This is a genomic window from Streptomyces sp. NPDC101132 (assembly GCF_044759225.1).
Taxonomy (GTDB): Bacteria; Actinomycetota; Actinomycetes; order Streptomycetales; family Streptomycetaceae; genus Streptomyces.
The window spans coordinates 404059-427389 of sequence record NZ_JBIVYX010000002.1 but is presented as its reverse complement, the minus strand read 5'-3'; the positions used below and the strand labels follow the sequence as shown (position 1 = coordinate 427389).

Genomic DNA, 23331 nt, shown 5'->3' with positions numbered 1-23331 from the left:
TCAGGCTACCCGCACACAGGGGGCAGAACAAACGAAACGGACACACCCGCTCCCGTGTGGGGCGGGTGTGTCCGTGGGGCACGGCGGACCGGCCGGGCGTGCGTCACGCTCAGCCGGCGGGAACCTTGACCGGCTCGCCGGTACCGGCGGTGTCCTCGATGCCGGCGTCGAGCGCGCCGGCCTCGGCCTCGTGGCCGATGCCCTGCTTCTGCCGCGGCGGCAGCAGGAACATGACCGCGAAGATCAGGGCCAAGACGCCCAGCACGTACCAGAGGGCGGTCTGGTAGCCCTCGACGAACGCCGTGCCCGGGCCGACCTCGGGCAGCTTGTCGTCGATGACGGTGAAGAAGACCACCGAGACCAGGGCGAGGCCGAGCGCGTTGCCCACCTGGCCCATGGTGTTGATCAGGCCGGAGGCGGAGCCGGCGTGCTCACGCGGCACGTCGGCGAGCACGGCGTCCGTCAGCGGGGCGACGATCAGGCCCATGCCCAGGCCCATGACGACCAGCGGGAGCGCCATCTGCCAGGAGTGGATGGCCAGGCCGTAGCGGTTGGCCTCCCAGATGTAGATCAGGATGCCGGCCGCCATGATCAGCGCGCCCGCCTGGAGCACCTTGCGGCCGAACCGCGGGACCAGCTTCTGTACGGAGATGCCCGCGGCCACCGAGACGGCCAGGGAGAAGGGGATGCCCGTGACGCCGGCGTGCAGCGGGGTCCAGCCCAGGCCGATCTGCATGTAGAGGGTCCAGCAGAGGAAGAAGATGCCGAGCGCGATGCCGAAGGTCAGCTGGACCGCGATGCCGCCCGCGAAGCTCTTGATCCTGAAGAGGGAGAGCTCCACCAGCGGGGAGCCGTCCTTCCTGGTCTTGTACCGCTCGTACGCGATGAAGGCGGCGAAGACGAAGGGCGTGGCGCCCATCGAGATGAAGCCCCACAGCGGCCAGTCCGCCTCGCGGCCGTGCGTGAGGGGGTAGATCAGCATGACCAGGCCGAGGGTGACCAGCACGACGCCGACCAGGTCGAGCCGCAGCGCCTTGGGGGCCTTGGACTCGGTGATGAAGCGGTAGCCCAGGAGCAGACCGGCGATGCCGACGGGCAGGTTGATCAGGAAGATCGGGCGCCATTCGAGGCCGAAGAGGTTCCACTCGGTGAGCAGCGCGCCGAGCATCGGGCCGGAGACGGCACCGAGGCCCACGATCGCGCCGAACATGCCGAAGACCTTGCCGCGCTCGTGCGGCGGGAAGGTGACGTGGATGATCGCGAGCACCTGCGGGACCATCAGGGCCGCCATGCCGCCCTGGAGGATCCGGGAGGCGACGAGCATCTCGGGGCTGGCCGCGAAGCCGCAGAGCGCGGAGGCGGCGGTGAAGCCCGCGATGCCGACGAGGAACAGCCGCTTGCGGCCGTAGATGTCACCGAGACGGCCACCGGTGATCAGCCCGGCGGCGAAGGCGAGGGCGTATCCGGCCGTGATCCACTGGATCGCGGTGTCGGACGCGCCGAACTCCGTCTTCATGCTGGGCAGCGCGATGTTGACGATCGTGACGTCGACCAGGTCCATGAAGGCCGCGGTCATGACGATGGCCAGCGCGAACCAGCGCCGGCGGTCGCCGGCGTCGCCGGCTATGTTCTCGGGTTCCGCCCCCGCCTGGGGCGTCTTCTTCATCTCGGTGCTCATGGGGGAACCGTAGACTGCGAGTAGGACAGATCGTGTCCTATTTCCCGGGGAACCTGGATTCCATGACCGATACACCGGCACGCCTGCTGACGTTGCTCTCGCTGTTGCAGACCCCCCGCGAATGGCCCGGCCGCGAGCTCGCGGAGCGGCTCGGGGTCAGCTCCCGGACGATCCGCCGCGACGTGGACCGGCTGCGCGCCCTGGGGTACCCGGTCGAGGCCACCCTCGGCGCCGAGGGCGGGTACCGGCTGGTGGCCGGGGCCGCGCTGCCGCCGCTGGTCCTCGACGACGAGGAGGCGGTGGCCATCGCGGTGGGGCTGCGGGCGGGGGCCGGGCACGCCATCGAGGGCGTCGAGGAGGCGTCCGTACGGGCCCTGGCCAAGCTGGAGCAGGTGCTGCCGGCGCGGCTCCGGCACCGGGTCGGCACCCTCCAGGCCGCGACCGTGCCGCTGACCCGGGGCGACGGGGCGAGCATCGATCCGCACACCCTGACCGCGATCGCGGGTGCGGCCACGGCACAGGAGCGGCTGCGCTTCGCGTACCGGGCCGGGGACGGGGCGGTGTCGAAGCGGCTGGTGGAGCCGTACCGGCTGGTGTCCACGGGGCGCCGGTGGTACCTGGCCGCCTACGACCTGGACCGGTCGGACTGGCGGACCTTCCGGGTGGACCGGGTGAGCGAGCCCTTCGCGACCGGGGCCCGGTTCACCCCGCGGGAGCTGCCGATGGGGGACGTGCTGGCGTTCGTGGCCCAGGCGGTACGGGGGCGGCAGGCCCCCGCGTACCGGGTGGACGTCTCCTTCGCGGCCACGGTCGAGGAGGTGGCCGCGGTGACGCCGGCCTGGGTGGGCGTACCGGAACCGGGCCCCGCGGGCACCGGCTCCCGGCTGCGGTTCGAGACCTCGGAGACGCTGGACTGGGTGGCGGTCCGCCTCGCGCTGACCGGCCTGCCCTTCACGATCCACTCGCCGCAGGCGCTGGTGGCGGCGGCGGGGGCGCTGGGGGCGCGGCTGGCGGCGGGGGCCGGCGGGGACGCGTACGGGGTCCGGGAACGGGAGAGCCCCGGCACCTGGGGGGGATAGGTGCCGGGGCGGCAGGGGGGACGCCGGCCGCGCTAGGCGGCGGCGTCGAAGCCCGTGTCCCGGGCCATCTTCTTCAGCTCCAGCAGGGCGTGCTTCTCGATCTGCCGGATCCGCTCGCGGGTCAGTCCGTGCTGCTTGCCCACTTCTGTCAGGGTACGCTCCCGGCCGTCGTCGATGCCGTAACGCATCTTGATGATCGACGCGGTGCGCTGGTCGAGCTTGCCGATGAGGTCCTCCAGCTCCTCGCTCCGCAGCAGTGCCAGCACGGACTGCTCCGGGGAGATCGCCGACTGGTCCTCCAGCAGGTCGCCGAACTGGGTCTCGCCGTCGTCGTCGACGGACATGTTCAGGCTGACCGGGTCACGCGCCCAGTCCAGTACGTCGCCCACGCGCTGCTCGGTCGAGCCCAGCTCGGCCGCGATCTCAGCGTGCTCCGGGTCGCGGCCCTTCTCGCGGTTGAACTCGCGCTGGACGCGGCGGATCCGGCCCAGCTCCTCGACCAGGTGGACGGGGAGGCGGATCGTGCGGGACTGGTCCGCGATGGAGCGGGTGATCGCCTGGCGGATCCACCAGGTCGCGTACGTGGAGAACTTGAAGCCCTTGGTGTAGTCGAACTTCTCCACCGCCCGCACCAGGCCCGCGTTGCCCTCCTGGATCAGGTCGAGCAGCGGCAGCCCGCTGCGCGGGTAGCGGCGCGCGACGGCGACGACCAGGCGGAGGTTGGACCGGATGAAGACTTCCTTGGCCCGCTCGCCGGCGTCCGCCAGCGCCTGGAGCTCCTCGCGGGAGGCGCCTGCGGCTGCGCCGCCCGCCTCCTCCGCGCCCTCCGCGTCCTCGTCGAGGATCTGCCGGGCGTACACGCCCGCCTCGATGATCTGGGAGAGCTCCACTTCCTTGGCGGCGTCGAGCAGCGGGGTGCGCGCGATCTCGTCCAGGTACATGCCGACCAGGTCGCGGTCGGCGATCTCCCCGCTGACGGCGCGAACGGTGTTGGCCGTGTCGGACTGACGACGGGCGACGGCGCGGGTTGCCATGCGTGCTCCCTTGCGATGAGTTCGGTCGCGGTGCGGCTGGTGCGGCTCTGTCCGGGTGCCCCGACACTCTCCCGAGTGCCCTGCATCCGAAGGAAACAACGACCGGAATCGGGACAGAATTCCCACGCCGCGTCCCCATTTTCGAGATCTTGCAGTATCCTGCCCCGCCGCCACAGGGGGCCGGGTGCCGCCAGATCGCGAAGAGGCGCAGGTCAGACCGGGCGCCGAGGCCGTTCAGTGGGCCCTCACGGACCCTCGCGATCCCGCTCCGGTGAGACGGCCGTCACACGTGACGCGGCCCGGATCTCCGTCCGGCACCAGCTCCCACACCCCTGAAGACGGCCGGAACCCCGTCCTGGTTGCCTGCGTGTACCCCCGGATCGGCCCCACCACCCGTCGAGTACGGGCGCGGAGTCGTCGTTCCCGAAGGCCCTGCCGAAGGCTTCGCCCTCACCCCCGAGATCACGGGTCCGCCGCGGAACGCAGTCGGCTGGGGAACCTCAGCCGAACTGCACGGACCGCTTCGCCAGGCCCATCCAGAAGCCGTCGATGACGTCGCGGCGCGCCGTCAGGTCGCCGGCGGCGTCGGCCGCGCCGAGGGTGACGAAGAGCGGGGCGAAGTGCTCCGTACGCGGGTGGGCCAGGCGGCCGGACGGGGACTTGTGCTCGAAGTCCAGCAGTGCGTCCACGTCCCCGGCGGCCAGCGCCTCGTGGCCCCAGCTGTCGAACTCCGCCGACCAGGCCGGCACCCCGGGGCCCGAGTGGCGCAGCGCGGCCAGGTTGTGGGTGAAGAAGCCGCTGCCGACGATCAGGACGCCCTCGTCGCGGAGCGGCGCGAGCTTGCGGCCGGTCTCCATGAGGGCGCGCGGGTCCAGGGTGGGCAGGGAGATCTGGAGTACGGGGACGTCCGCCTCCGGGAACATCTCGACGAGCGGGACGTACGCGCCGTGGTCGAGGCCCCGGTCCGGGATGTCCTGTACGGGGGTGCCCGGGGCCCGCAGCAGCTTCCGGACGGCCTCCGCGAGCTCGGGGGCGCCCGGGGCGTCGTACCGGACCCGGTAGTAGTGCTCGGGGAAGCCCCAGAAGTCGTAGACGAGCGGGACGGTCTCGGTGGCGCCCAGCGCGAGGGGCGCCTCCTCCCAGTGGGCGGAGACCATCAGGATCGCGCGGGGGCGCGGCAGGTCCGCGGACCAGGCGGCGAGCTGGCCCGGCCAGACCGGGTCGTCGGCCAGGGGCGGGGCGCCGTGGCTGAGGTAGAGGGCGGGCATGCGTTCCGGGGCGGTGGTCATGGGACCAGGGTAGACCCATTTAGTTCAAATTTGAAGAAGATAGTTTGAATTTGAATATGGTGCGGGTGGGGCACCGGAGGTCCGGACAGCCGTCCGCCCCGGCCACCGTCAGGTGTGGCCGGGGCGGACGGGTCAAGGGGTACCCGTGCCCGGAGGGCTTCAGTCGCGATGCCGCCCGGTCAGTGGGCGATCACCGGCACCTGCGGCTCGGAGCCCTCGGCCGCTCCCGAGCCGGCCACCGCGCCGGCGGCACCCGGCCGACCCGTGTTGACCATGGTGAAGGCGATGGCCGCGGAGGCCACGAGGATGCCCACGGCCCACCAGATGGCACTGGAGTAGCCGTGCACCATGGCCTCGGCCTGGAGCGCCAGGGCGGCCTGCTTGCCGCCCGCCGCCTCGGCCGCGTGCGAGACCAGGTAGTCGGTGGTCGCGGAGGCCGCGATGGTGTTCAGCAGCGCCGTGCCGATCGCGCCGCCGACCTGCTGCGAGGTGTTGACCATCGCGGAGGCGACACCGGCGTCGACCGGGGCGACCCCGTGGGTGGCCAGCGACATGGCCGGCATGAAGGCCATGCCCATGCCGAGGCCCAGCAGCAGCTGCGCCGGCAGGATCAGCGCCGGGTAGGAGGAGCCGACCTCCAGCTGGGTCAGCAGCAGCATGCCCACGGCGGCGGTCAGGAAGCCCGGCCCCATCAGCAGGCGCGGGGCGACCCGGGTCATCAGCCGGGCGCCGATCTGCGTCGAGCCCGTGATCATGCCCGCGATCATCGGCAGGAAGGCGAAGCCGGTCTTGACCGGGGAGTAGCCCTTCACGACCTGGAGGTAGTACGTCAGGAAGAGGAAGAGCCCGAACATCGCGATGACGGCGAGGCCGAGGGAGAGGTACACGCCACCGCGGTTGCGCTCGGTCAGCACGCGCAGCGGCAGCAGCGGCGAGCGGACCTTGGCCTCGGTGAAGACGAACGCGGCCAGCAGGACGGCGGAGGCCACGAACAGGCCCAGCGTCAGGCCGTCCGTCCAGCCCGCGGACTCGGCGCGGGTGAAGCCGTACACCAGGGAGACCAGGCCGAGGGTGGAGAGGACCACGCCCGGGATGTCGAGCGACGCGCGGTTGCGGCCGCCCTTGGGCTCGTGGATCACGAAGTACGCGCCGACGGCGGCCACGATCGCGAAGGGGATGTTGACGAAGAAGGTCCAGCGCCAGTTGAGGTACTCGGTGAGGAAGCCGCCGAGGATCAGGCCCACGGCGCCGCCACCGCCGGCGATCGCGCCGTAGATGCCGAACGCCTTGGCGCGCTCCTTGGCGTCGGTGAACATCACCGCGAGGAGGGAGAGCGCGGCGGGCGCGAGCAGCGCGCCGAAGGCGCCCTGGAGCGCGCGGGCGCCGAGCATCATGGCCTCACCGGTGGCCGCGCCGCCGAGCGCGGAGGCCGCGGCGAAGCCGATCAGGCCGGTGACGAAGGTGCGCTTGCGGCCCCACAGGTCGGAGATGCGGCCGCCGAACAGCAGCAGACCGCCGAAGGCCAGGGCGTACGCGGTGATGACCCACTGCCGGTTGGCGTCGGAGATGCCGAGGTCCTGCTGGGCGGAGGGGAGCGCGATGTTCACGATCGTCGCGTCGAGCACGACCATCAGCTGGGCGAGCGCGATGAAGACGAGCGCCTTCCAGCGGCTCGGGTCGGCCTGCGGGAGGCCGCCGGGGGCCGGGGACGGGGCTGTTTTGGACATGGGGGTACCCACTTCGTGATGCGGATCAGGAAAAACCTGGGAAAAAAGGAAAGTCCGAGAGCTCGGGCTCGGTGGCGGTCGGACCGGTGACCAGCCGCTAGGGGGTCGGCGTCATACGGACTCGCCTCGGGTCGTCTCGCACCTCAGGTCGTCGAGCGTGGCCGCCATGCCCGGCAGTTCCGAGCGGGCCGGCGCGCGCAGTCCGTCGAGGAAGATCTGCAGGTGACGGTGGACGTAGCGGTCGAACGACACGCAGCCCGTGCCCGGCAGCGGGCGGCTGAGCTGGGAGAGGGCCACCATCAGGTCGCCGACGGCCACGTCCGTGCGCAGCAGTCCGGCGTCCCGGCCCTCGGCCATCACCCGCTCGACCGCGCCCTCCAGGCGGTCGCGGGCGGCGAGGAGCTCGGGGTGCTCGCGGTCGAAGCCGTCGGAGAGCATCGGGCACAGGGCGCCGATCCGCTCGTCGGCGGCCGAGTGGACGAAGCGCCGGAGCGCGGCGAAGGCGTCGGGCTCCTCGGTGCGGGCGGTCTCGACCAGGTCGGCGACCCGGTCCATGACGTACAGGACGACGTGGTGGACGAGGAGCTTCCGGTCGGGGAAGTGGCGGTAGAGCGTGGCGTTGCCGATGCCGGCCCGGCGGGCGATCTCGTCCAACGGGGCGTCGGACCCGTGCTCCACGAAGACCTCGCGGGCGGCGACCAGGATGCGCTCGCGGTTGCGCAGGGCGTCGGCGCGGGGGCGGGGGACGCGCGAGGGCCGACCCGCCCTGCCCGTACTGCCGATGTCCGTCACTGGCGCCTGCACGGCGTCCTCCTCGCTGGTCACTCGTCGTCCGTTGTCGCTCGTTGCCGCTCGTTGCCGCTTGCTGCCCCTCCGGCTCTTCCCGCCGCTCCCGCGGCGCACGATCCGGGGAACGAACCCGGGAGCGAACCGGGGAACGACTCCCCGCTTCGGCGACAGTCATGCAAACGGGGAGGGAGTCCCCGCTTATTTCACTCGCCGGTGTGACCTGAGTCACACCCCACCCCACGTTCGGACGCCTCCGGCGAGCGGGCTCGCGAGCGTCGGCAGAGGGTGATCGCACAGGCGCCATCCGGGACGGGCCGGGCGGCCGACGAGGCACGAGGGCGACGGCATGGCGCAGATCCGGCACCGCATATGCAGACACCGCCGCACCAGTGCGTACATCGGTCTCACCGCACTGGCGCTCGGCGTCACCGCAACCGCGAGCACCGGCATCTCCGAGCACGGCCACTCGTCCCCGGGGCCCGTGGCCGCCGCGAACGAGGCGGCGACCCTCGCGCCCTGCCGGATCTCCGGCTCGATGGGCGTCCAGATGTCCGAAGGACTGCCCACGCCGCCGGGGTACTCGCGCTCCACGGGCGAGGTGCGGGCGCTGAACCTGATGGTCGACTTCCCCGACGCCAAGGGCGAGGGAACGGCGGCGGACCGGCTCGCCGAATTCTTCCCGCAGACCTCGGACTGGTTCCGCACCAGCTCGTACGGACGGCTCAGCTACCGGCCCGAGGCGCCGCTGCGGGAGTGGCTGCGGATGCCGATGCCGTTCGCCTCGTACGGGATCGAGCGCGGCGCCCCCTACGAGCCGGGTTACCGGCAGCTGGTGCAGCACATCGTGGCGGCGGCGGACGACGAGGTGGACTTCAGCAGGTACGACCTGGTCAACATCCTGGTCACGCCGAACGCGGGGCCCTCGGCGCTGGACACCGTGCTGTCGGTGACCTTCTCCGGGAACACCGACGCGCCGGTGGCGGACGGGGTGCCGCTCGCGAACACCTCGTTCGTCTACAGCCGCCAGGACGACGGCTCGGGCTCGTACCGCGAGACCGGCTACCGCGTGCTGCCCCACGAGAACGGCCACGTCTTCGGGCTGCCCGACCTCTACACCGCGGACGGCGGCGGGGCCGTCGGGCACTGGGACATCATGTCCGAGGACTGGGGCGCCAACAACGACCTGCTGGGCTGGCACAAGTGGAAGCTGGGCTGGCTGGACGCGTCACAGATCAGCTGCGCCTCGAAGGCGGGGACGAGCGACCACGTCCTGTCGCCGCTGGCGGTGGCGGGCGGCACGAAACTGGCCTTCGTGCCGACCTCGGAGTCGGCGGGGTACGCGGTGGAGGTGCGGACGCGGGCCGGGAACGACGAGGCGGTCTGCAAGCCGGGCGTACTGATCTACAAGGTGGACTCGGACGTGGACACGGGGCGCGGGCCGGTGACGGTCTCGGACAGCACCCGCGACAGCGGCGGCTGCACGCGCCGCCCGAACGTCCACGCGGAGCTGTCGGACGCGCCGTTCTCGCCGGGCGAGACCTTCACGGACGACGAGGCCGGCATCTCGATCTCGGTGGTCGGCCAGCTCCGCACCGGGGCCTACCAGGTGCGCGTGACGCGGCCGTGAGCTGCCCGCCCCGGCGGGTGGCGGCGGGGTGCCGCCGGGCCGCCGGGGTGACGGGGGGTGGGTGGGTGGGTGGGTGGGTCGGCCGTCGGGGCGGGCCGGGTCAGCCGTTGGCGCGGGACGCGCGGGCGCGCAGGCCGCCGTACAGCGCGCCGCCGCCAAGCACGGACAGCAGGCTCAGGGCCGCGACGTCGAGGGTGCCCTCTTCCGTGCCGGTACGGGCGAGCTCGCCGGCCGGGCGCTGCGGGACCTCGGGGCGGACCGGCTCCGGGAGCGGCCGGGGCGTGGCGGGCTGCGGCCGGGAGGGCGCGGGCGGCACGACCCGCGTGGTCGGCTCCTTGACGGGCGGCTGCTTCACCGGCTCGACCGGCTGCTCCGGGCGGACCGGCTCCGCGGGGGTGTTCTCCGCGCCGTTGCCGAAGACGGGGTTGCCCACGCCCACCAGGTTCACGGAGTTGCCGCTGGCGTTGACCGGCACCTTCACCGGGAGCTGGACGAGGTTCCCGGTCAGGACGCCGGGCGAGTCCTTCACGCTGCCGGAGGTGCTGGAATCCCGTACCGGCTTGCCGTCCTTGGCGCCGCCGCCCTTCTGCGCGCACGTGTTGCCGGCGGCCGGGTTGAGCAGCCCCGCCACGTTCACGGTGTTCCCGCACACCTGCACGGGGAGGCTCACCGGCAGCTGGATGCCGTTGCCCGACACGAGCCCGGGCGAACCGGCCGCCGCGCCGTCCGCGTGGGAGTCGGCACTGACCGGCCCCGCCAATGCCATCACGCCTGACGCGGCCGCGATGGTGATCACGCTGTTCCGATTGGCCCGTCTCATCGGTCCCTGCCTTCCGGACGAGGTCGCGGCTACCCGCGGTCGCCAGGTGAAACGCGGAGCGAACGGACGGGGTTATGGCTTGTCAGCCGTTCGCCCGAAGCAGTCGCCGAACGGACGTCCGAATGCGGGGCCGGGCCGGCGCCCCGCGCGCCATCGGCTATCGGCTAGCTCTTGGCATCGATCTCGGCTACCAGGCCCTCGATCAGGATCCTGATCTCGTCGCGGATCGGGCGCACGGCCGCCACGCCCTGGCCGGCCGGGTCCTCCAGCTGCCAGTCGAGGTACGTCTTGCCCGGGAAGTACGGGCACGCGTCGCCGCAGCCCATGGTGATCACGTAGTCGGAGGCCTCGACCGCCTCGGTGGTGAGGACCTTCGGCCGCTGGTCGGAGATGTCGATGCCCAGCTCGGCCATCGCGGCCACGGCGGAGGGGTTGACCTGGTCGCCGGGGAGCGACCCGGCGGAACGCACCTCGACGCGGTCACCGGCGAGGTGGCGCAGGAAACCCGCGGCCATCTGCGAGCGGCCGGCGTTGTGGACGCAGACGAACAGCACGGACGCGAGGGGGGCGGAGGCCATGGCTCTTCCTTCGGGGCGGGACGGCTGGGCCGGGACTGGTCGCGGTGCCCGGTGGCGTGAAAGTATCAGCACATGCTGACGTCAGTCGACACTGATCTGATCCGCGTCCTGGCCGACCCGCTCAGGCTCCGGATCGTCGCCCTCCTCGCGCGGGAGACCCTCTGCACCACCCACCTGGTGGAGGAGACGGGCGCCCGGCAGACGAACCTGTCCAACCACCTGAAGGTGCTGCGCGAGGCGGGGGTCGTGGAGACCGAACCGTGCGGACGGTTCACCTACTACCGGCTGCGCCCGGAGGTCCTGGAGGGGCTCGCCGGTCAGTTCGCCGACCTGGCCCGGACCGCGCGCGCCACCGCCGCGGCGGACGTCAAGCGGTCCTGCCCGTAACGCGCCCGTCCCCTCCTCACCCCCGCCCCCCTCCTTCCGCCCTTACCCCCTCACCCCCTTAACCCCTTCTCCCCTTCTCCCCTTCTCCGTTGACCTCACCTGCCCGAGGAGACCCCGCAGTGACCGCCGCCAAGCCAGCCGCCGAGCGTGCCGCCGAGCCCGTCGCGGGCGATGCCATAGCCCCCGCGGACACGTCGCCGGGGCGCGCGCCCGGGGCGACGCCGCCCCCCGCCCCGCTGGTCGCCCGCGCGGCCGCCGAGTTCGTCGGCACCGCCGCTCTGGTGGCGGTGGTCGTCGGCTCCGGCATCCAGGCCACCCGGCTGACCGACGACGTCGCGCTTCAGCTGCTGGCCAACTCCACGGCCACCGTCTTCGGCCTCGGCGTGCTCATCGCCCTGCTGGGCCCGGTCTCCGGCGCGCACTTCAACCCGGCCGTCACCCTCGCCGAGTGGTGGACCACCCGCCGTGGCGGTGCGGGGGTGAACGCCCGCGACCTGGCCGCGTACGTGCCAGCCCAGGTCGTCGGGGCCATCACCGGCGCGATCCTCGCGGACGCGATGTTCGGCGAGCCCCTGGTGAAGTGGTCCCAGCACGACCGCTCGGCGGGCAACCTGCTGCTGGGCGAGGTCGTGGCCACGGCCGGCCTGATCCTGCTGATCTTCGGCCTGGCGCGGACGGACCGGTTGCGCTTCGCGCCGGTCGCGGTGGCCTCGTACATCGGTGCGGCCTACTGGTTCACCTCGTCCACGTCCTTCGCGAACCCCGCGGTGACGATCGGGCGCGCCTTCACCGACACCTTCGCCGGCATCGCCCCGTCTTCGGTCGCCGGCTTCATCGGGATGCAGCTGGTCGGCGCGGTGGCCGGCCTGGCGCTGGTGGCGGTCGTCTTCATGCGCCCCGGGCCCGACGCCTGACGGCCTCCGGGCTCGGGCTCGGGCCCGGGCTCGGGCTCGGGCTCGGGGCCGGGGCGGTCAGCCGATCAGGGGGCTCCGGCGCTCCAGCAGGACCACGTCACGCCACCTGCCATGGTGCCGGCCGATCCGCTCGCGGGTGCCGATGACGCGGAACCCGGCGCGCTCGTGGAGGGCGAGGCTGGCCGCGTTCTCGGGGAAGACGCCGGACTGGATCGTCCACACCCCGGCGGCCTCGGTGGAGGCGATCAGGGCGTCCAGCAGGGCCCGGGCCACGCCGCGGCCGCGGGCGTCGGGGTGGACGTACACGGAGTGCTCGACCACGCCCGCGTACGCGCACCGGTCCGACACGGCGGTGGCCGCCACCCACCCCAGCACGGCGCCGGCCTCGGCGCCCTCGTCCTCCAGGGCGACGAACCGGTGCGCGGACAGCTTCGCCGCGTCGAACGCCGCCCAGTCCGGGGCCTGCGTCTCGAACGTCGCGTCGCCCTCGTCGATACCGGCCTGGTAGATCGCCAGGACCTGCTCGGCGTGCTCGGGGAGCAGCGCCCCGATCCGCACCGCGCTCATGCCGCGACCCCCGTGACGCCGGTCAGGAGCGCGCCCATCGCGGCGAGGACGGCGGGCTCGACGCGGTAGTACACCCAGGTCCCGCGGCGCTCGGAGGACAGCAGCCCGGCCTCTTTGAGCTTCTTGAGGTGGTGGGAGACGGTGGGCTGGGAGACGCCGACGTCGGAGATGTCGCAGACGCACGCCTCACCCCCCTCGTGGGAGGCCACGGCGGAGAACAGGCGCAGGCGGACGGGGTCGCCGAGGGCCTTGAACATCCTCGCCGCCACCTCGGCCTCGTCCGCGGACAGGGGGCGCTCGGCCAGCGGGGGGCAGCACGCGGCGACGGCCTCGGGCTCCAGGAGCGGCAGCACCTTCGCATTCGACATACATCTATGTTGACACACGTCGAATCAACCGGCCAGAGCGCGGCGGCCCACCGACCCCCGGAGCGGACCGACTCACGGAGCGGACCGGACGCGCGGCGAGACAGCACACCACTGCCGGCCGGGGGCGGGCAGCCCCACCCCGACCCAATTCGATGAACACCTATGTTGACGATCGTCGAATCAGATGTCACGCTGACTGGGCAAGACATCGACATCCATCGAAACAAAAGGCCCGGAGACCGGAGACACGCCATGAGCGAGACCACCACCGACCTGCCCGTCGTCGTGATCGGGGCCGGCCCCGTCGGCCTGGCCGCCGCCGCCCACCTCCGCGAACGCGGCCTGGACTTCCTGGTCCTCGAAGCCGGCCCCAGCGCCGGGACGGCAACCCGCGCGTGGTCGCACGTACGCCTGTTCTCCGCCTGGGGCGAGGTCGTCGACCCGGCCGCGGAGAAGCTCCTCGCGCCCACCGGCTGGGTCAGGCCCGACCCCGACGGCTACCCCACCGGCGGCGACTGGGCCGAGCGGTACCTTCAGCCGCTGGCCGACGCCCTCGGGGGCCGGGTCCGGTACGGCACCACGGTCACCGGCGTCTCCCGGGCGGGCCGCGACCGGATCGTCGACGCCGACCGCGACTCCCAGCCCTTCGCCGTCCACACCCTGGGGACGGACGGCCGCGAGGAGCGGATCCTCGCCCGCGCGGTCATCGACGCCTCCGGCACCTGGGCCACCCCGGGCCCCGCCGGCGCCGGCGGACTCGCCGCACTCGGCGAGCGGGCCGCCGCCGACCGCATCACCTACCGCGTGCCGGACCTCACCGACCCCGCCACCCGTGCCCGGTACGCCGGCAAGCACACCGCGGTCATCGGCTCCGGCGCCTCCGCCTTCACCGCCCTCGCCTACCTGGCCGACCTGGCCAAGGCCGACGACGGCACCGGAACCGGCACCCACACCACCTGGATCCTGCGCCGCGGCATCTCCGGCTCGACCTTCGGCGGCGGGACGGCCGACCAGCTCCCGGCCCGCGGTGCGCTCGGCCTGGCCGCCAAGGCAGCGGTCGACGACGGGTACGCCGACGCGGTGACCGGCTTCCGGACCGAGGCGATCGAGCGCACCGACGACGGCCGCGTGGTCCTGGTGGCCGAGGACGGCCGGCGCCTCGCCCCGGTCGACGAGGTCATCGTCCTCACCGGCTTCCGCCCCGACCTGTCCTTCCTGGACGAACTCCGCCTCGGCCTCGACGAGCGCCTGCAGGCCCCCGTCGCGCTCGCACCGCTGATCGACCCCAACCAGCACTCCTGCGGCACGGTCTACCCGCACGGCGTGAACGAGCTCTCCCACCCGGAGAAGGGCGTCCACCTGGTCGGCATGAAGTCCTACGGCCGCGCCCCGACCTTCCTCGCCATGACGGGCTACGAGCAGGTCCGCTCGGTCGCCGCCCACCTCGCCGGCGACCACGAGGCCGCCGGACGCGTCGAACTCACCCTCCCCGAAACGGGCGTCTGCGGCGGCGCCGGCCTGTACGACGCCCCGGCGCCCGAAGCCTCAAGCGGCTGCTGCGGCACCCCGGCAGCGGCGGAAACACTCCAGATCGGCGCCCCGGCCCACACCGGCGGAGGCTGCTGACCCGAACCAACCGCCCCCCGGGCGCCGGCCCCGCAGACACCGGGGCCGACGCCCGGATCCGCAGCCGGAATTTCCCCTGGGCCTGGGCCGGCGCCGCGGCTCGCGGAGCGTGGTCAAGGCCTCCGGTGCTGCCCGGCAAGGGCGTTGAGGAGTGCGGCGCCGCGTTCGGCGTCGTCGACGCTCACGGCGAACTCGGAGCCCGTGCGGGGACGGACGACCAGGCATTCGCCGGACCGGAGCATGACGGTCGTGCCGAGCCCGCTCAGGCGGTATCCCCAGCCGCCGACCTGCGCCGGGGAGCGCGTCTCGGAGCGCGCCGAGACGATGTCGCGGGCCTCCCAGCGGCGCACCGGCCACCCGAAGGGGCCGAAGGACACTTCCAGACCGGTGTCCGCCACACGCGCCTGGACCGAGGAGCAGGCCAGTACCAGGAGTGAGGCGATCGCGAACGGTGCGATCAGGGCCCACGGCATGCCGATCAGCCCGCCGGCCGCCGCCGCGGCGGCTGCTGCGGCCACCAGCCCGGTCAGCGCCGCGATGAGGTGCAGCCACGGGTTCGACGTACGGGAGAGCCACACCCGCCGCTCCCCGTCGGGGATCTCCATGACGTCACCCGCAGCGGGCTGCTCCGGCGCAGCGGGGAGGGATGCACGACGGCCGGCCATCCAGCCCAGTACGCCCGCCACGGTCGCGGCCACCGCCGTGACCACGACTCCCGCCCCGACCGAACCCGCTTCCTTCCAGTCCGCCCGGTCCAGATTGGCCCGCACGATCGAGGCCTGGACGCCGGCCAGGAACACTCCTCCGGACAGCAGTACGGCCCAGACCCACGCCCTCGCGGGTGAGCCGCCCCGCCGCCCGGCAAGGGCCAGTGCCAGGACGACAACAGCCCACACCAGCGCCGGGAACAGCCCCGCCGCCCACAGGGGCATCGAGCCGTCCGGCGCATCCGCCCCCCAGTGGGTGGCGAGCCGCTCCGGCAGGCGGGCGCTGGCGGCAAAGGGAAGTGCGGCCAGGACGGCCAGCACGCCGACCGCCCATATTGCCGCTCCCCACCGGGCGCCGTTCGACTTCGTACGGTCGGTCACGAAAGCCCCCTGATCATCTCTATGACGTCGTTCTTGCTGTATCCGAGGTGTGCCGCGTCGGCCAACAACTGCCGCGCCCGGTCGAGCAGCTGCGCCCGCTGGTCGGCAGCCTCGGCGACGGTGACGCCCCGGCCGCGCCGGAACTCCAGCACGCCCTCGTCGCGCAGGGCGCGCAGCCCGCGCAGGACGGTGTTCGCGTTCACGCCCAGCGCCCGCGACAGGTCCCGCGCCGGAGGCAGTCGGTCCCCCGGCGTGCACTCGCCCTCGGCGATGGCCCGCCGAATCGCCCCCGCGACCTGCTCGTGCAGGGGGCGACTGTCCGTGGTGTCCAGTCTCAGCAACATGATGCTAATGACGATAGCACCATCTAACTCATGGCTAACCTGTCGGCTACGGACCGCCCTGGTATGGCGCCCAGCCCCTTTGGCCTGTCACGCCGACTGCTCCTCGCCTAACATGCCGACACCTCCCGCCGGTGAAGGGAATCGCGAGCGGTACCAGGAAGAGGGCACGCAAGTCCGAAGACCCGTGGGCCTTGGCGCAGACCGCGCTCAAGCCCTTCCACCCATTCAACGGCGTCGGCGAGCCGGTCGTCCTTCACCGCGGCGACATCGGAGGGATCGGGGAGCCTCGTCCGCCCGGAGAAGTCAGCCTCCGCTGCTCACCGACACTCAGCCTCGAATGGAGCGTCACCGCCACGCCGAGCTGGCGGATGGACTTCCCGGATACGCCCGTGCGGTCAGCACCACCTGAAGGACCGGGTCAGCGGACGGGACCACTACTGGTCCGGCGGGCGCTGGGTTCACGAGACGGACGGGTGGAGAGTCGTCCTGGACGTCCGGCGGGACAGCGGACCTGTCCTACGGCATTTGGAGAAGTCCCGGCTCTTCGCGATGACCCACGTCATGGAGATCACCCGCACGGACCACGCGACCTTCACCGCCCGCGATGCAGCCCCGACCAGGGCTTTGTCGAACAGCGGATCACGATAGGCGCGGCCGGCCTCGAGCACGCCATGTGGGAGCGGCTCTGCCTCAGCGGGGTCCTGACCAAGGACCAGTACCGAGCCCTGCCGGCGCACAAGCGACTGCGCAGGATCCTTCAGGACATACGGGTGCCCACCGTGATCGACGCTGATCGGCTGCCGGCACTGGCGGGGTTCGCCGCACATGAAGGCATCGACGGGCCCGAGGCCGTCACCAGGATCCGCAACCGTCTCGTGCATCCGGAAGGGGCTCAGGAGAAGGTCTACAGGATCGAGGGCCTGGTCCTGGAAACCTGGCTGCTTGTCCGGCACTACCTCTCGCTGATCATCCTCCAGTCGCTGGGGTACCGGGGACGCCATCAAGAGCTCGCCAGGATGGGCGGCTGGGCAGGAGAAGTCGCAGAGACCCCTTGGGCATAACAGCGCCGCTCCGCCCCTGACCTCGTCCTCAGGCCAAGCAACACGGCCCGGGCAGCTACCGTGTGCGGCGCGCCCCGGGTCCCCCTGGCGCCGCGCGGCGTTCGTGCGCCGGCCTCTCCCGAGGTGCGCAGCATGGCACATCTTCCGTCCCGGGTTGTTGCCGTGCACCGGCAGCGTTGGCCGCGTTCACGGTGCCGGTGCCACACGGCATCCTGGGGGCGTGTCGAATTCTGTGCAGGTCCAACTTCCCCACCACGTAGGCGAGATGGTCGTCTGCGGCGATGACGGTCTGGCCCGTCGGCTGGGTGCCGAGCTGCGGGATGTGTACCGGGAGCGGGTCACCCTCGTCGTACCGCCTTCCGCGCACGCTCCTCAGGCGAGCCCGGCCCGGCGGACCTTGCGGGGCTTCGGGCTGGTGGGACGGGTGCCGGGCAGCCGAGCGGCGCGATCTCCCTCGTCGGAGCATGTGGGCAGCCTGGACATTCGTGTGGTGGAGGCCGCGGAGCCCGACGAGGACGCGCTGATCTTGGCGGGGGTGCCGGGGGCAGCCGCGTTGGCCCTGGTGTACGAGGACGACGACACGAACGTACGGGCCGCGCTGGTGGCACGACGGCTGAACCCGCGTCTGAGGCTGGTGATCCGCCTGTACAACCGCAAGCTGGGCCAGCATCTGGAGGAACTGCTCGATCAGGCCGCGATCGTGGCCGAGCCGGGGCTCGACCTGCGCGAGCTGGACGCGTCGACCACCGTGCTGTCGGATGCCGATACTGCCGCGCCCGCGCTTGCCGCGAGTGCGATCGCCGGGACGAGCAAGGTCGTCCAGGCGGACGGCCTGCTGCTGCGCGCGGTGGAGCGCACTCCGCCGACGCGAGGGCAGGTGGCTGATCCAGGACTGTGCACGCTGGCCCTGCTTTCGGCGACCACCTCGGACCCCGCCGGTGCGGAGGGGTCCGACCGCAGTGGCGATCAGGGGCCGCAGCTGCTGCCGGACGACCGGGCGGTGGCCGCGGCGACGGGCCGGGGCATCGTGGCGTTGCAGGCGGTCACGCACGCGGGTCCGCCGACGGGCGGCAACCGCCTGGCGGCGGCGTCGCTGCCTGTGGCCTCGCTTTTCTCGCGGCGGCTGCGCTGGTCGCTGGCAGGGATCGCGGCGGCGGTCGCCGCCCTCGCGGTGGCGTCCTGGCTGACCACTGGGGACCATCCCTTGCACGCCGCGTACATCACCCTGCTGGACATCTTCGCCATCAACGACCCGGCGGTCGACGAGCCGCCGGTGCGCAAGACGCTGCAGATCCTTGCGGGGTTCGTCGGCCTCCTTCTGCTGCCGGTGCTGGTCGCGGCCGCGCTGGAGGGCCTGGGGGCGTTTCGCAGTGCGACGGTGCTGCGTCGCCCGCCGCGCGGGCTGTCCGGGCACGTGGTCCTCCTCGGCCTGGGCAAGATCGGCACCCGCGTTCTGGCGCGCCTGCGGGAGCTGGAGATCCCGGTGGTGTGCGTGGAGTCCGATCCCGAGGCACGCGGGCTGGCCCTGGCCCGGCGCTTGCGGGTGCCCGTGATCCTCGGCGACGTCACGGACGAAGGCGTACTGGAAGCCGCCCGCGTCCACCGCGCACACGCCCTGCTCGCCCTGACCAGTACGGACACCACCAACCTGGAGGCTGCGCTGTACGCCCGCGCCGTCCGGCCGGATCTACGCGTCGTCATGCGGCTGTACGAAGACGACTTCGCCACCGCCGTCTACCGCACCCTGCGCGCCGCACATCCGCAGGCCCTGACGCGCAGCCGCAGCGTGACGCACCTGGCCGCACCCGCTTTCGCGGGCGCCATGATGGGCCGGCAGATCCTGGGAGCCGTGCCGGTGGAGCGGCGGGTCCTGCTGTTCGCCGCTCTGGAGGTCGCCGGGCACCCGCAGTTGGAGGGCTGCACCGTGGCGGAGTCCTTCCGGCCGGGGGCCTGGCGGGTCATCGCGCTCGACACCGCCGCTCCCGAGGAGCGACGCGCCGACCTCGCCTCCACCCCGGATGACGCCCCCGAAGCCCACCCCCGCCTGGTCTGGGACCTGCATCCCGGCTACGTCCTCAGGGCCGAGGACCGGGTCGTCCTGGCCGCCACCCGCCGCGGACTCGCCGAACTCCTGGGCCGCCGGGACATCCGCGCCCCAGGCGTCTGACCAGCAGGAGCCCCGCAAGAGCGGCTGCGGTGGTGCTTCACCCGAGCCACCGGGCCGTGGCATTCTTGCGATCCACCACCTTGCTGCCAGGAGCACCCCCATGCCCCGTCCTTCCCGCGTCGGCAGCCCTTCGCCGTTGTTCGCCTTCGGCGCCGTGCTGACGGCCGCCGGGGCGGCGATGTACGCGCTGCCGGGCTACAGCCGTGCACTGATCGCTGTGGTCTCATTCGCTGTGGCTGCCGTGGTGGCGGTGTGGATGTTCACCAGGCAGCGCTGAAGCGGCTCAACCGGCAGGCATGCGGGCAGGGCCGTCGGCGGGCCGTTCCCCTGCCGGTCCGAGGCGGGAGGAGCGCAGGACGCGCAGGACGAACGCGGGGGTGAGGAGCCATTCGGGGCGGCGGATCAGCCCGGCTACCTCGCTGAAGCGGATGCAGACCGCGGTGTCGTGCTGTGCCGCGACGTTGATCCGTGCGGTGTACCGGTTGAGCAGGTCGGTTCCCAGCGGTTTGCGGCCGGTGGTGCCCGCGTAGGCGAAGTCGCCGCCGACGGTGATCGACCAGGCTACGGCGACAGGTCGGGCCGCCGCCCGGAAATAGGAGCGGGCGAAGGAACGATCGATCGCTCCGGCGCGGTCCAGGCAGCGGGCGAGGGCGGCAGCCCGTTGTGCGGCGGTGCTCATGCCCCTGGCCGTAGATGGGGTCGAGGCTGCGACCGCGGTCCCCTCCCGCATGGTGACGCCGGGCAGGACCCTCACCCGGCGGCGGACGGCATCCTCAAGGAACGGGCGCGACATCACCGGCCCGCGCATCCTGCTCGACGGACGGGCCATCGGGCCGCCGCTCTGATGCCAGTGGAAGTCGCGGCAGATGTCGAATTCGGTCGCGTCGCCGGCGTAAAGCTCGGCGCGACCGCCGATTCCGCGACGCGATGAGGCCGGAGGGACTTCGCGCGGAGGTCGAGTGGGGCCACGAGGTCACCGGCCTGCACCAGGACCCCCACGGCGTGACCCTGCAGGTCGGCGGCCAGGATCTGCGCGCAGGATGGGTGGTCGGCTGCGACGGCGCGCACAGCCGCATCCGCAAGGCCGCGGCCATCGGCTTCCCCGGTGTCCCGCTCGTCGAAGGCTTCCTCCTCGCCGACGTCCGGGCCGGCCTGCCCCTTCCGCGTGAGGCGGTCTCCGTGTGGCTGAGCGGGGACCGCATGATCGGCGCCTTCCCCCTGCCCGGCGCCGACCTGTGGCGGCTGATGACCCCCGCGACCGCGGCCGAGGACAGCGAGGACGTGCTGGCGAGCGTGCGGCGCGCCCTTGAGGAGCAGACCGGCATCGACGCAGCCCTGATCCGGCACGCCGACTGGACGTCCACGTTCCGCATCCAGCGCAGGCTGGCCTCCACCTACCGCCGCGGCCGGGTCCTCCTCGCCGGCGACGCGGCCCATATCCACAGCCCCTTCGGCGGACAGGGCATGAACACCGGCCTGGGCGACGCCGAGAACCTCGCGTGGAAGCTGGCCCTGGTCTCCTCCGGCCGCGCCGCCTCCCCGCTCCTCGACACCTACGAACGGGAGCGACGGCCGATCGCGCGGGAGGTCCTTGAGTCCACGAGCGCGATGACCCGCATCGTCGTCGGCGGATCGGCACCTGCCCGCTTCCTGCGGGACCGGCTCCTCCTCCCCCTCCTCGACCGCCCTCGCGTGCAACGAATGGTCTGGGAGCAGGCCTCCCAGCTGAAGATCACCTACCGGCACGGACCGCTGGGAATGTCACGGCCACGAGGCCTGGTCTCCCGCGCCGGCACCGGTGCGGGAGACCGGGTACCCGACGTGCCGACCCGGCGCGAAGACGGCAGCCCGAGCCGCCTGCACCGCGAACTCGGCGGCACCTGGGCCCTCCTGCAACCCTGCGAACCTCACCCCCGCCTCGCCGCGGCGGTCCGGGCCCACCTGTCGGCCGCCGACGTCACCCTGCTCACCCACGAAGAGACCACCGACGACTGCCTCCTCGTACGGCCGGACGGCCACCTCGCATGGCGCGGCACCCGCGCCCGGGACCTCGACCACGCCCTGGCCGCGATCCTGCACCGCGGCCGGGTACGTTGACGGGGCGATGAACACGACCACCGAGCCCCTGACTCTCCGGGAACGCAAGAAGGCACAGACCCGGCAGGCCATCCAGGACCACGCCCTGCGCCTCTTCCTGACCAAGGGCTACGACAGCACCACCGTCCAGGAGATCGCGGAGGCCGTCGGCATCTCCCACATGACGTTCTTCCGGTACTTCCCGACCAAGGAAGCCGTCGTGGAGAACGACGACTACGACCCCCTCATCGCCACCCTCATCGAGCAGCGGCCCCCGCACGAGGACACCCTCACCGCACTCCGCCACGCCCTCGCCACCGGACTGCGGACCGTCTACGCGCACGACAGGCAGGCCCTGCTGGTCCGCACCCGCCTGATCCTGACCACCCCCGCGCTGCGGGACCGCATGTGGGCCAACCAGTACAGCACCCAGCGCCTCTTCGTCGACGCCCTGCGCCGCCGCCGGCCCACGGAAAGCCTGCTGGCCACCCGCGTCCAGGCCGCCGCCGCCCTCGCCGCACTCACCACCACTCTGACGGTCTGGGTCGAGGGCGATGGCGGCGAAGACCTGCCCACCCTTGTCGACAGCGCCTTCTCGGCCCTCCTCGACCAACCGCGGCAGACCTCCGGAACCGCCTCCGAACCCGGATGAAGCCGCCGGCCGGAGGCCCGAGCACGCCGGCAGGCCAGGATGCCGAGCCCAGTGGAAGACACCCTTCCGCCCCATGGCACGCTGGTCCCGCGTCAAGGAGCCGTCAAGACGCAGGAACGATCGGGGGACAGCATGGTGGACCGGGTGGCAGCGCTGGAAAAGCACTTGGCGGGATACACCGACATCCTGCGCGGCGCCTGCACGACGGGACGCCGTCTCACCCGTGACGAACTGGAATCCCGCCGGGCCGAGGGCGAACGGGCCGCGGAAGCCGGCCTGCCCCTCCGCGGCCTGATACGAGCCCACCTGTCCGCCGCACAGCAGGTCGCGCCGTACTCGGGCGCACCGCTGCTGGCCGTGCTGGAACAGGCCGTCGACGCGTTCGTCGAAGGCTACGAGCGGGCCCAGCACCAGGCCGTCCGCCAGGAGGAGGCCGCGCGGCGCGAGTTCATCGACGACCTGCTCTACGGACGCAGCGGTCTCGGCCGGCTGGCAGAACGCGCCGAACGGTTCGGCCTGCGCCTCTCACAGACGCACGCCGTGGCCGTGGCCGCCGGGCCCGAGCCGTACGGCGACGGCTACCCGGTCGCCCGGAGCATCGAGTCCGCGATGCTGTCCCGATTCGAAGGCCGACAGATCCTGCTCACCACCAAGGACGGCCGGCTCATCTGCGTGGCCCCGGGCGACCAGCCAGACGTACTGGCCTACTTCGCCGAGCGGGCCTACACCGCTACGCACGGCGGTCGAGTCGCCATCGGCCGGACCCATCCCGGCCCCGGCGGCGTCGTCCACTCCTACGAAGAAGCCCTGGCCGCCCTCGACCTCGCCGACCGGATGGACCTGCCCGGACCGGTACTCCGCGCCGCCGACCTCCTGGTCTTCCCCGTCCTGATGCGCGACCGGCAGGCCATGACGGACCTCGTGGAGACCGTCCTGGGCCCGCTGCGCACGGCACGCGGCGGCCCCCGGCCTCTGCTGGAGACGCTGACGGCGTACTTCGACAGCGGCTGCGTGGCCACCGAGGCGGCCCGCCGGCTTTCGCTGAGCGTGCGCGCACTGACGTACCGGCTCGAACGCATCCACGCCCTCACCACCACCGACCCGGCAGACCCCCTGAACCGCTACACCCTGCAGACCGCCACGATCGGCGCCCGGCTGCTGGGGTGGCCGAACGCCGGAGAATGACGCTGGAAGCACCGCTGCGGGCGGCGGGGAAGCCGTGCTCTGCCGCTTAGCCTGCGGTCTTGCGCGGGTTTCGGCGGCGACGGAGATACTGGCGGATCGAGTGGGCCGTTTCCCCGAGGGCCACCAGCAGCGCCGCGCTGGCGGCGCAGGCCGCCAGCGAAGCGGGACTGTGCCGTAGCTGGCCTCCCCACCACAGCACCAGCGTGAACCCGGCCCACCACAGGACCACCGAGCCCGCCTGCTTCAACTGCCCGGACATGGTCACTCCGTCTCTG

General features: G+C 72.5%; 24 protein-coding genes. 11 read left to right on the top strand and 13 right to left on the bottom strand.

The features are described 5' to 3' along the window. Positions 1 to 109 precede the first annotated feature (109 nt). The gene (locus ACIQUR_RS06135) at positions 110 to 1666 is read right to left on the bottom strand and encodes an MFS transporter (protein WP_403659829.1); all 1557 of its coding nucleotides are present in this window, start codon (positions 1664 to 1666) and stop codon (positions 110 to 112) included. A gap of 74 nt (positions 1667 to 1740) precedes the next feature. On the opposite strand from ACIQUR_RS06135, the gene ACIQUR_RS06130 reads away from it, so the two are divergent. Then, on the top strand, positions 1741 to 2757 hold the full coding sequence (locus tag ACIQUR_RS06130; protein ID WP_403659026.1) for a helix-turn-helix transcriptional regulator: 1017 nt from the start codon (positions 1741 to 1743) through the stop codon (positions 2755 to 2757). A 32-nt stretch (positions 2758 to 2789) separates the two neighbouring features. Here ACIQUR_RS06130 and ACIQUR_RS06125 read toward each other — a convergent pair whose 3' ends face one another. From ACIQUR_RS06125 to ACIQUR_RS06110, 4 genes are all read right to left on the bottom strand, one after another. Then, positions 2790 to 3791: an RNA polymerase sigma factor RpoD/SigA gene (locus ACIQUR_RS06125; RefSeq protein ID WP_403659023.1), complete on the bottom strand. Its 1002-nt coding sequence runs from the start codon at positions 3789 to 3791 to the stop codon at positions 2790 to 2792. 500 nt (positions 3792 to 4291) lie between these two features. Further along, a complete protein-coding gene (locus ACIQUR_RS06120) occupies positions 4292 to 5080 on the bottom strand; it encodes a dioxygenase (protein ID WP_403659020.1) in 789 nt (262 codons plus the stop codon). Between the two features lie 179 nt (positions 5081 to 5259). Continuing rightward, complete coding sequence (locus ACIQUR_RS06115; protein ID WP_403659017.1) at positions 5260 to 6807, bottom strand: MFS transporter; 1548 nt, start codon at positions 6805 to 6807, stop codon at positions 5260 to 5262. Between the two features lie 111 nt (positions 6808 to 6918). Further along, on the bottom strand, positions 6919 to 7590 hold the full coding sequence (locus tag ACIQUR_RS06110) for a TetR/AcrR family transcriptional regulator (protein WP_403659826.1): 672 nt from the start codon (positions 7588 to 7590) through the stop codon (positions 6919 to 6921). Between the two features lie 352 nt (positions 7591 to 7942). On the opposite strand from ACIQUR_RS06110, the gene ACIQUR_RS06105 reads away from it, so the two are divergent. Continuing rightward, positions 7943 to 9223, top strand: coding sequence for a M6 family metalloprotease domain-containing protein (locus ACIQUR_RS06105; RefSeq protein ID WP_403659014.1), 1281 nt, complete (start codon positions 7943 to 7945; stop codon positions 9221 to 9223). Between the two features lie 100 nt (positions 9224 to 9323). Here the strand turns inward: ACIQUR_RS06105 and ACIQUR_RS06100 are convergent, their stop codons facing one another. Then, on the bottom strand, positions 9324 to 10043 hold the full coding sequence (locus tag ACIQUR_RS06100) for a chaplin family protein (RefSeq protein ID WP_403659011.1): 720 nt from the start codon (positions 10041 to 10043) through the stop codon (positions 9324 to 9326). A gap of 164 nt (positions 10044 to 10207) precedes the next feature. After that, a complete protein-coding gene (locus ACIQUR_RS06095) occupies positions 10208 to 10621 on the bottom strand; it encodes an arsenate reductase ArsC (protein WP_403659009.1) in 414 nt (137 codons plus the stop codon). Positions 10622 to 10693: 72 nt separating this feature from the next. Here ACIQUR_RS06095 and ACIQUR_RS06090 point away from each other — a divergent pair, with 72 nt between their 5' ends. Together ACIQUR_RS06090 and ACIQUR_RS06085 are read left to right on the top strand one after the other, a co-directional pair. Then, the gene (locus ACIQUR_RS06090) at positions 10694 to 11008 is read left to right on the top strand and encodes an ArsR/SmtB family transcription factor (RefSeq protein WP_403659006.1); all 315 of its coding nucleotides are present in this window, start codon (positions 10694 to 10696) and stop codon (positions 11006 to 11008) included. 119 nt (positions 11009 to 11127) lie between these two features. Continuing rightward, entirely contained in the window at positions 11128 to 11922 is a 795-nt protein-coding gene (locus ACIQUR_RS06085; protein WP_403659003.1) for an aquaporin, read from the top strand. A 57-nt stretch (positions 11923 to 11979) separates the two neighbouring features. Here ACIQUR_RS06085 and ACIQUR_RS06080 read toward each other — a convergent pair whose 3' ends face one another. Both ACIQUR_RS06080 and ACIQUR_RS06075 read right to left on the bottom strand, forming a co-directional pair. Further along, a complete protein-coding gene (locus tag ACIQUR_RS06080) occupies positions 11980 to 12489 on the bottom strand; it encodes a GNAT family N-acetyltransferase (protein WP_403659000.1) in 510 nt (169 codons plus the stop codon). Beyond that, complete coding sequence (locus ACIQUR_RS06075; protein ID WP_403658997.1) at positions 12486 to 12857, bottom strand: ArsR/SmtB family transcription factor; 372 nt, start codon at positions 12855 to 12857, stop codon at positions 12486 to 12488. Before ACIQUR_RS06075 ends, ACIQUR_RS06080 begins: the two co-directional genes overlap by 4 nt. 252 nt (positions 12858 to 13109) lie before the next feature. On the opposite strand from ACIQUR_RS06075, the gene ACIQUR_RS06070 reads away from it, so the two are divergent. After that, complete coding sequence (locus tag ACIQUR_RS06070) at positions 13110 to 14483, top strand: FAD-dependent oxidoreductase (RefSeq protein WP_403658994.1); 1374 nt, start codon at positions 13110 to 13112, stop codon at positions 14481 to 14483. A 113-nt stretch (positions 14484 to 14596) separates the two neighbouring features. Here ACIQUR_RS06070 and ACIQUR_RS06065 read toward each other — a convergent pair whose 3' ends face one another. Both ACIQUR_RS06065 and ACIQUR_RS06060 read right to left on the bottom strand, forming a co-directional pair. Beyond that, positions 14597 to 15571, bottom strand: a complete 975-nt coding sequence (locus ACIQUR_RS06065) for a DUF1648 domain-containing protein (RefSeq protein WP_403658991.1) — start codon at positions 15569 to 15571, stop codon at positions 14597 to 14599. Then, positions 15568 to 15915, bottom strand: coding sequence for a GntR family transcriptional regulator (locus ACIQUR_RS06060; RefSeq protein WP_403658988.1), 348 nt, complete (start codon positions 15913 to 15915; stop codon positions 15568 to 15570). The genes ACIQUR_RS06065 and ACIQUR_RS06060 overlap by 4 nt, the downstream gene beginning before the upstream one ends. A gap of 770 nt (positions 15916 to 16685) precedes the next feature. Here ACIQUR_RS06060 and ACIQUR_RS06055 point away from each other — a divergent pair. From ACIQUR_RS06055 to ACIQUR_RS06045, 3 genes are all read left to right on the top strand, one after another. After that, entirely contained in the window at positions 16686 to 16976 is a 291-nt protein-coding gene (locus ACIQUR_RS06055; RefSeq protein WP_403658985.1) for a hypothetical protein, read from the top strand. A gap of 265 nt (positions 16977 to 17241) precedes the next feature. After that, positions 17242 to 19143: an NAD-binding protein gene (locus ACIQUR_RS06050; protein ID WP_403659823.1), complete on the top strand. Its 1902-nt coding sequence runs from the start codon at positions 17242 to 17244 to the stop codon at positions 19141 to 19143. Positions 19144 to 19243: 100 nt separating this feature from the next. Next, positions 19244 to 19420, top strand: coding sequence for a hypothetical protein (locus ACIQUR_RS06045; RefSeq protein ID WP_403658981.1), 177 nt, complete (start codon positions 19244 to 19246; stop codon positions 19418 to 19420). 6 nt (positions 19421 to 19426) lie between these two features. On the opposite strand, the gene ACIQUR_RS06040 is transcribed toward ACIQUR_RS06045, so the two are convergent. After that, positions 19427 to 19822 (bottom strand): hypothetical protein, encoded by a 396-nt coding sequence (locus tag ACIQUR_RS06040; RefSeq protein ID WP_403658978.1) that lies wholly within the window; start codon positions 19820 to 19822, stop codon positions 19427 to 19429. A gap of 248 nt (positions 19823 to 20070) precedes the next feature. Between ACIQUR_RS06040 and ACIQUR_RS06035 the strand changes: the two genes are divergently transcribed. The 3 genes from ACIQUR_RS06035 (at position 20071) to ACIQUR_RS06025 (ending at position 23056) form a co-directional block, all read left to right on the top strand. After that, positions 20071 to 21240 carry an FAD-dependent monooxygenase gene (locus ACIQUR_RS06035; protein ID WP_403658975.1) on the top strand — a complete coding sequence of 390 codons (1170 nt, stop codon included), beginning with the start codon at positions 20071 to 20073 and terminating at the stop codon, positions 21238 to 21240. Positions 21241 to 21247: 7 nt separating this feature from the next. Beyond that, positions 21248 to 21871 carry a TetR family transcriptional regulator gene (locus tag ACIQUR_RS06030; RefSeq protein ID WP_403658972.1) on the top strand — a complete coding sequence of 208 codons (624 nt, stop codon included), beginning with the start codon at positions 21248 to 21250 and terminating at the stop codon, positions 21869 to 21871. A gap of 132 nt (positions 21872 to 22003) precedes the next feature. Further along, the gene (locus ACIQUR_RS06025) at positions 22004 to 23056 is read left to right on the top strand and encodes a PucR family transcriptional regulator (protein WP_403658969.1); all 1053 of its coding nucleotides are present in this window, start codon (positions 22004 to 22006) and stop codon (positions 23054 to 23056) included. Between the two features lie 46 nt (positions 23057 to 23102). On the opposite strand, the gene ACIQUR_RS06020 is transcribed toward ACIQUR_RS06025, so the two are convergent. After that, positions 23103 to 23315 carry a hypothetical protein gene (locus ACIQUR_RS06020; RefSeq protein WP_403658966.1) on the bottom strand — a complete coding sequence of 71 codons (213 nt, stop codon included), beginning with the start codon at positions 23313 to 23315 and terminating at the stop codon, positions 23103 to 23105. Positions 23316 to 23331: the final 16 nt, after the last annotated feature.

What these genes read in the sequence shown, in the direction of transcription:
- ACIQUR_RS06135 (WP_403659829.1), bottom strand. Translation starts at nt 1,666, where the DNA reads ATGAAGAAGACGCCCCAGGCGGGGGCGGAACCCGAGAACATAGCCGGC.
- ACIQUR_RS06130 (WP_403659026.1), top strand. Translation starts at nt 1,741, where the DNA reads ATGACCGATACACCGGCACGCCTGCTGACGTTGCTCTCGCTGTTGCAG.
- ACIQUR_RS06125 (WP_403659023.1), bottom strand. Translation starts at nt 3,791, where the DNA reads ATGGCAACCCGCGCCGTCGCCCGTCGTCAGTCCGACACGGCCAACACC.
- ACIQUR_RS06120 (WP_403659020.1), bottom strand. Translation starts at nt 5,080, where the DNA reads ATGACCACCGCCCCGGAACGCATGCCCGCCCTCTACCTCAGCCACGGC.
- ACIQUR_RS06115 (WP_403659017.1), bottom strand. Translation starts at nt 6,807, where the DNA reads ATGTCCAAAACAGCCCCGTCCCCGGCCCCCGGCGGCCTCCCGCAGGCC.
- ACIQUR_RS06105 (WP_403659014.1), top strand. Translation starts at nt 7,943, where the DNA reads ATGGCGCAGATCCGGCACCGCATATGCAGACACCGCCGCACCAGTGCG.
- ACIQUR_RS06100 (WP_403659011.1), bottom strand. Translation starts at nt 10,043, where the DNA reads ATGAGACGGGCCAATCGGAACAGCGTGATCACCATCGCGGCCGCGTCA.
- ACIQUR_RS06095 (WP_403659009.1), bottom strand. Translation starts at nt 10,621, where the DNA reads ATGGCCTCCGCCCCCCTCGCGTCCGTGCTGTTCGTCTGCGTCCACAAC.
- ACIQUR_RS06090 (WP_403659006.1), top strand. Translation starts at nt 10,694, where the DNA reads ATGCTGACGTCAGTCGACACTGATCTGATCCGCGTCCTGGCCGACCCG.
- ACIQUR_RS06080 (WP_403659000.1), bottom strand. Translation starts at nt 12,489, where the DNA reads ATGAGCGCGGTGCGGATCGGGGCGCTGCTCCCCGAGCACGCCGAGCAG.
- ACIQUR_RS06075 (WP_403658997.1), bottom strand. Translation starts at nt 12,857, where the DNA reads ATGTCGAATGCGAAGGTGCTGCCGCTCCTGGAGCCCGAGGCCGTCGCC.
- ACIQUR_RS06070 (WP_403658994.1), top strand. Translation starts at nt 13,110, where the DNA reads ATGAGCGAGACCACCACCGACCTGCCCGTCGTCGTGATCGGGGCCGGC.
- ACIQUR_RS06060 (WP_403658988.1), bottom strand. Translation starts at nt 15,915, where the DNA reads ATGTTGCTGAGACTGGACACCACGGACAGTCGCCCCCTGCACGAGCAG.
- ACIQUR_RS06050 (WP_403659823.1), top strand. Translation starts at nt 17,242, where the DNA reads ATGGTCGTCTGCGGCGATGACGGTCTGGCCCGTCGGCTGGGTGCCGAG.
- ACIQUR_RS06045 (WP_403658981.1), top strand. Translation starts at nt 19,244, where the DNA reads ATGCCCCGTCCTTCCCGCGTCGGCAGCCCTTCGCCGTTGTTCGCCTTC.
- ACIQUR_RS06040 (WP_403658978.1), bottom strand. Translation starts at nt 19,822, where the DNA reads ATGAGCACCGCCGCACAACGGGCTGCCGCCCTCGCCCGCTGCCTGGAC.
- ACIQUR_RS06035 (WP_403658975.1), top strand. Translation starts at nt 20,071, where the DNA reads ATGAGGCCGGAGGGACTTCGCGCGGAGGTCGAGTGGGGCCACGAGGTC.
- ACIQUR_RS06030 (WP_403658972.1), top strand. Translation starts at nt 21,248, where the DNA reads ATGAACACGACCACCGAGCCCCTGACTCTCCGGGAACGCAAGAAGGCA.
- ACIQUR_RS06025 (WP_403658969.1), top strand. Translation starts at nt 22,004, where the DNA reads ATGGTGGACCGGGTGGCAGCGCTGGAAAAGCACTTGGCGGGATACACC.
- ACIQUR_RS06020 (WP_403658966.1), bottom strand. Translation starts at nt 23,315, where the DNA reads ATGTCCGGGCAGTTGAAGCAGGCGGGCTCGGTGGTCCTGTGGTGGGCC.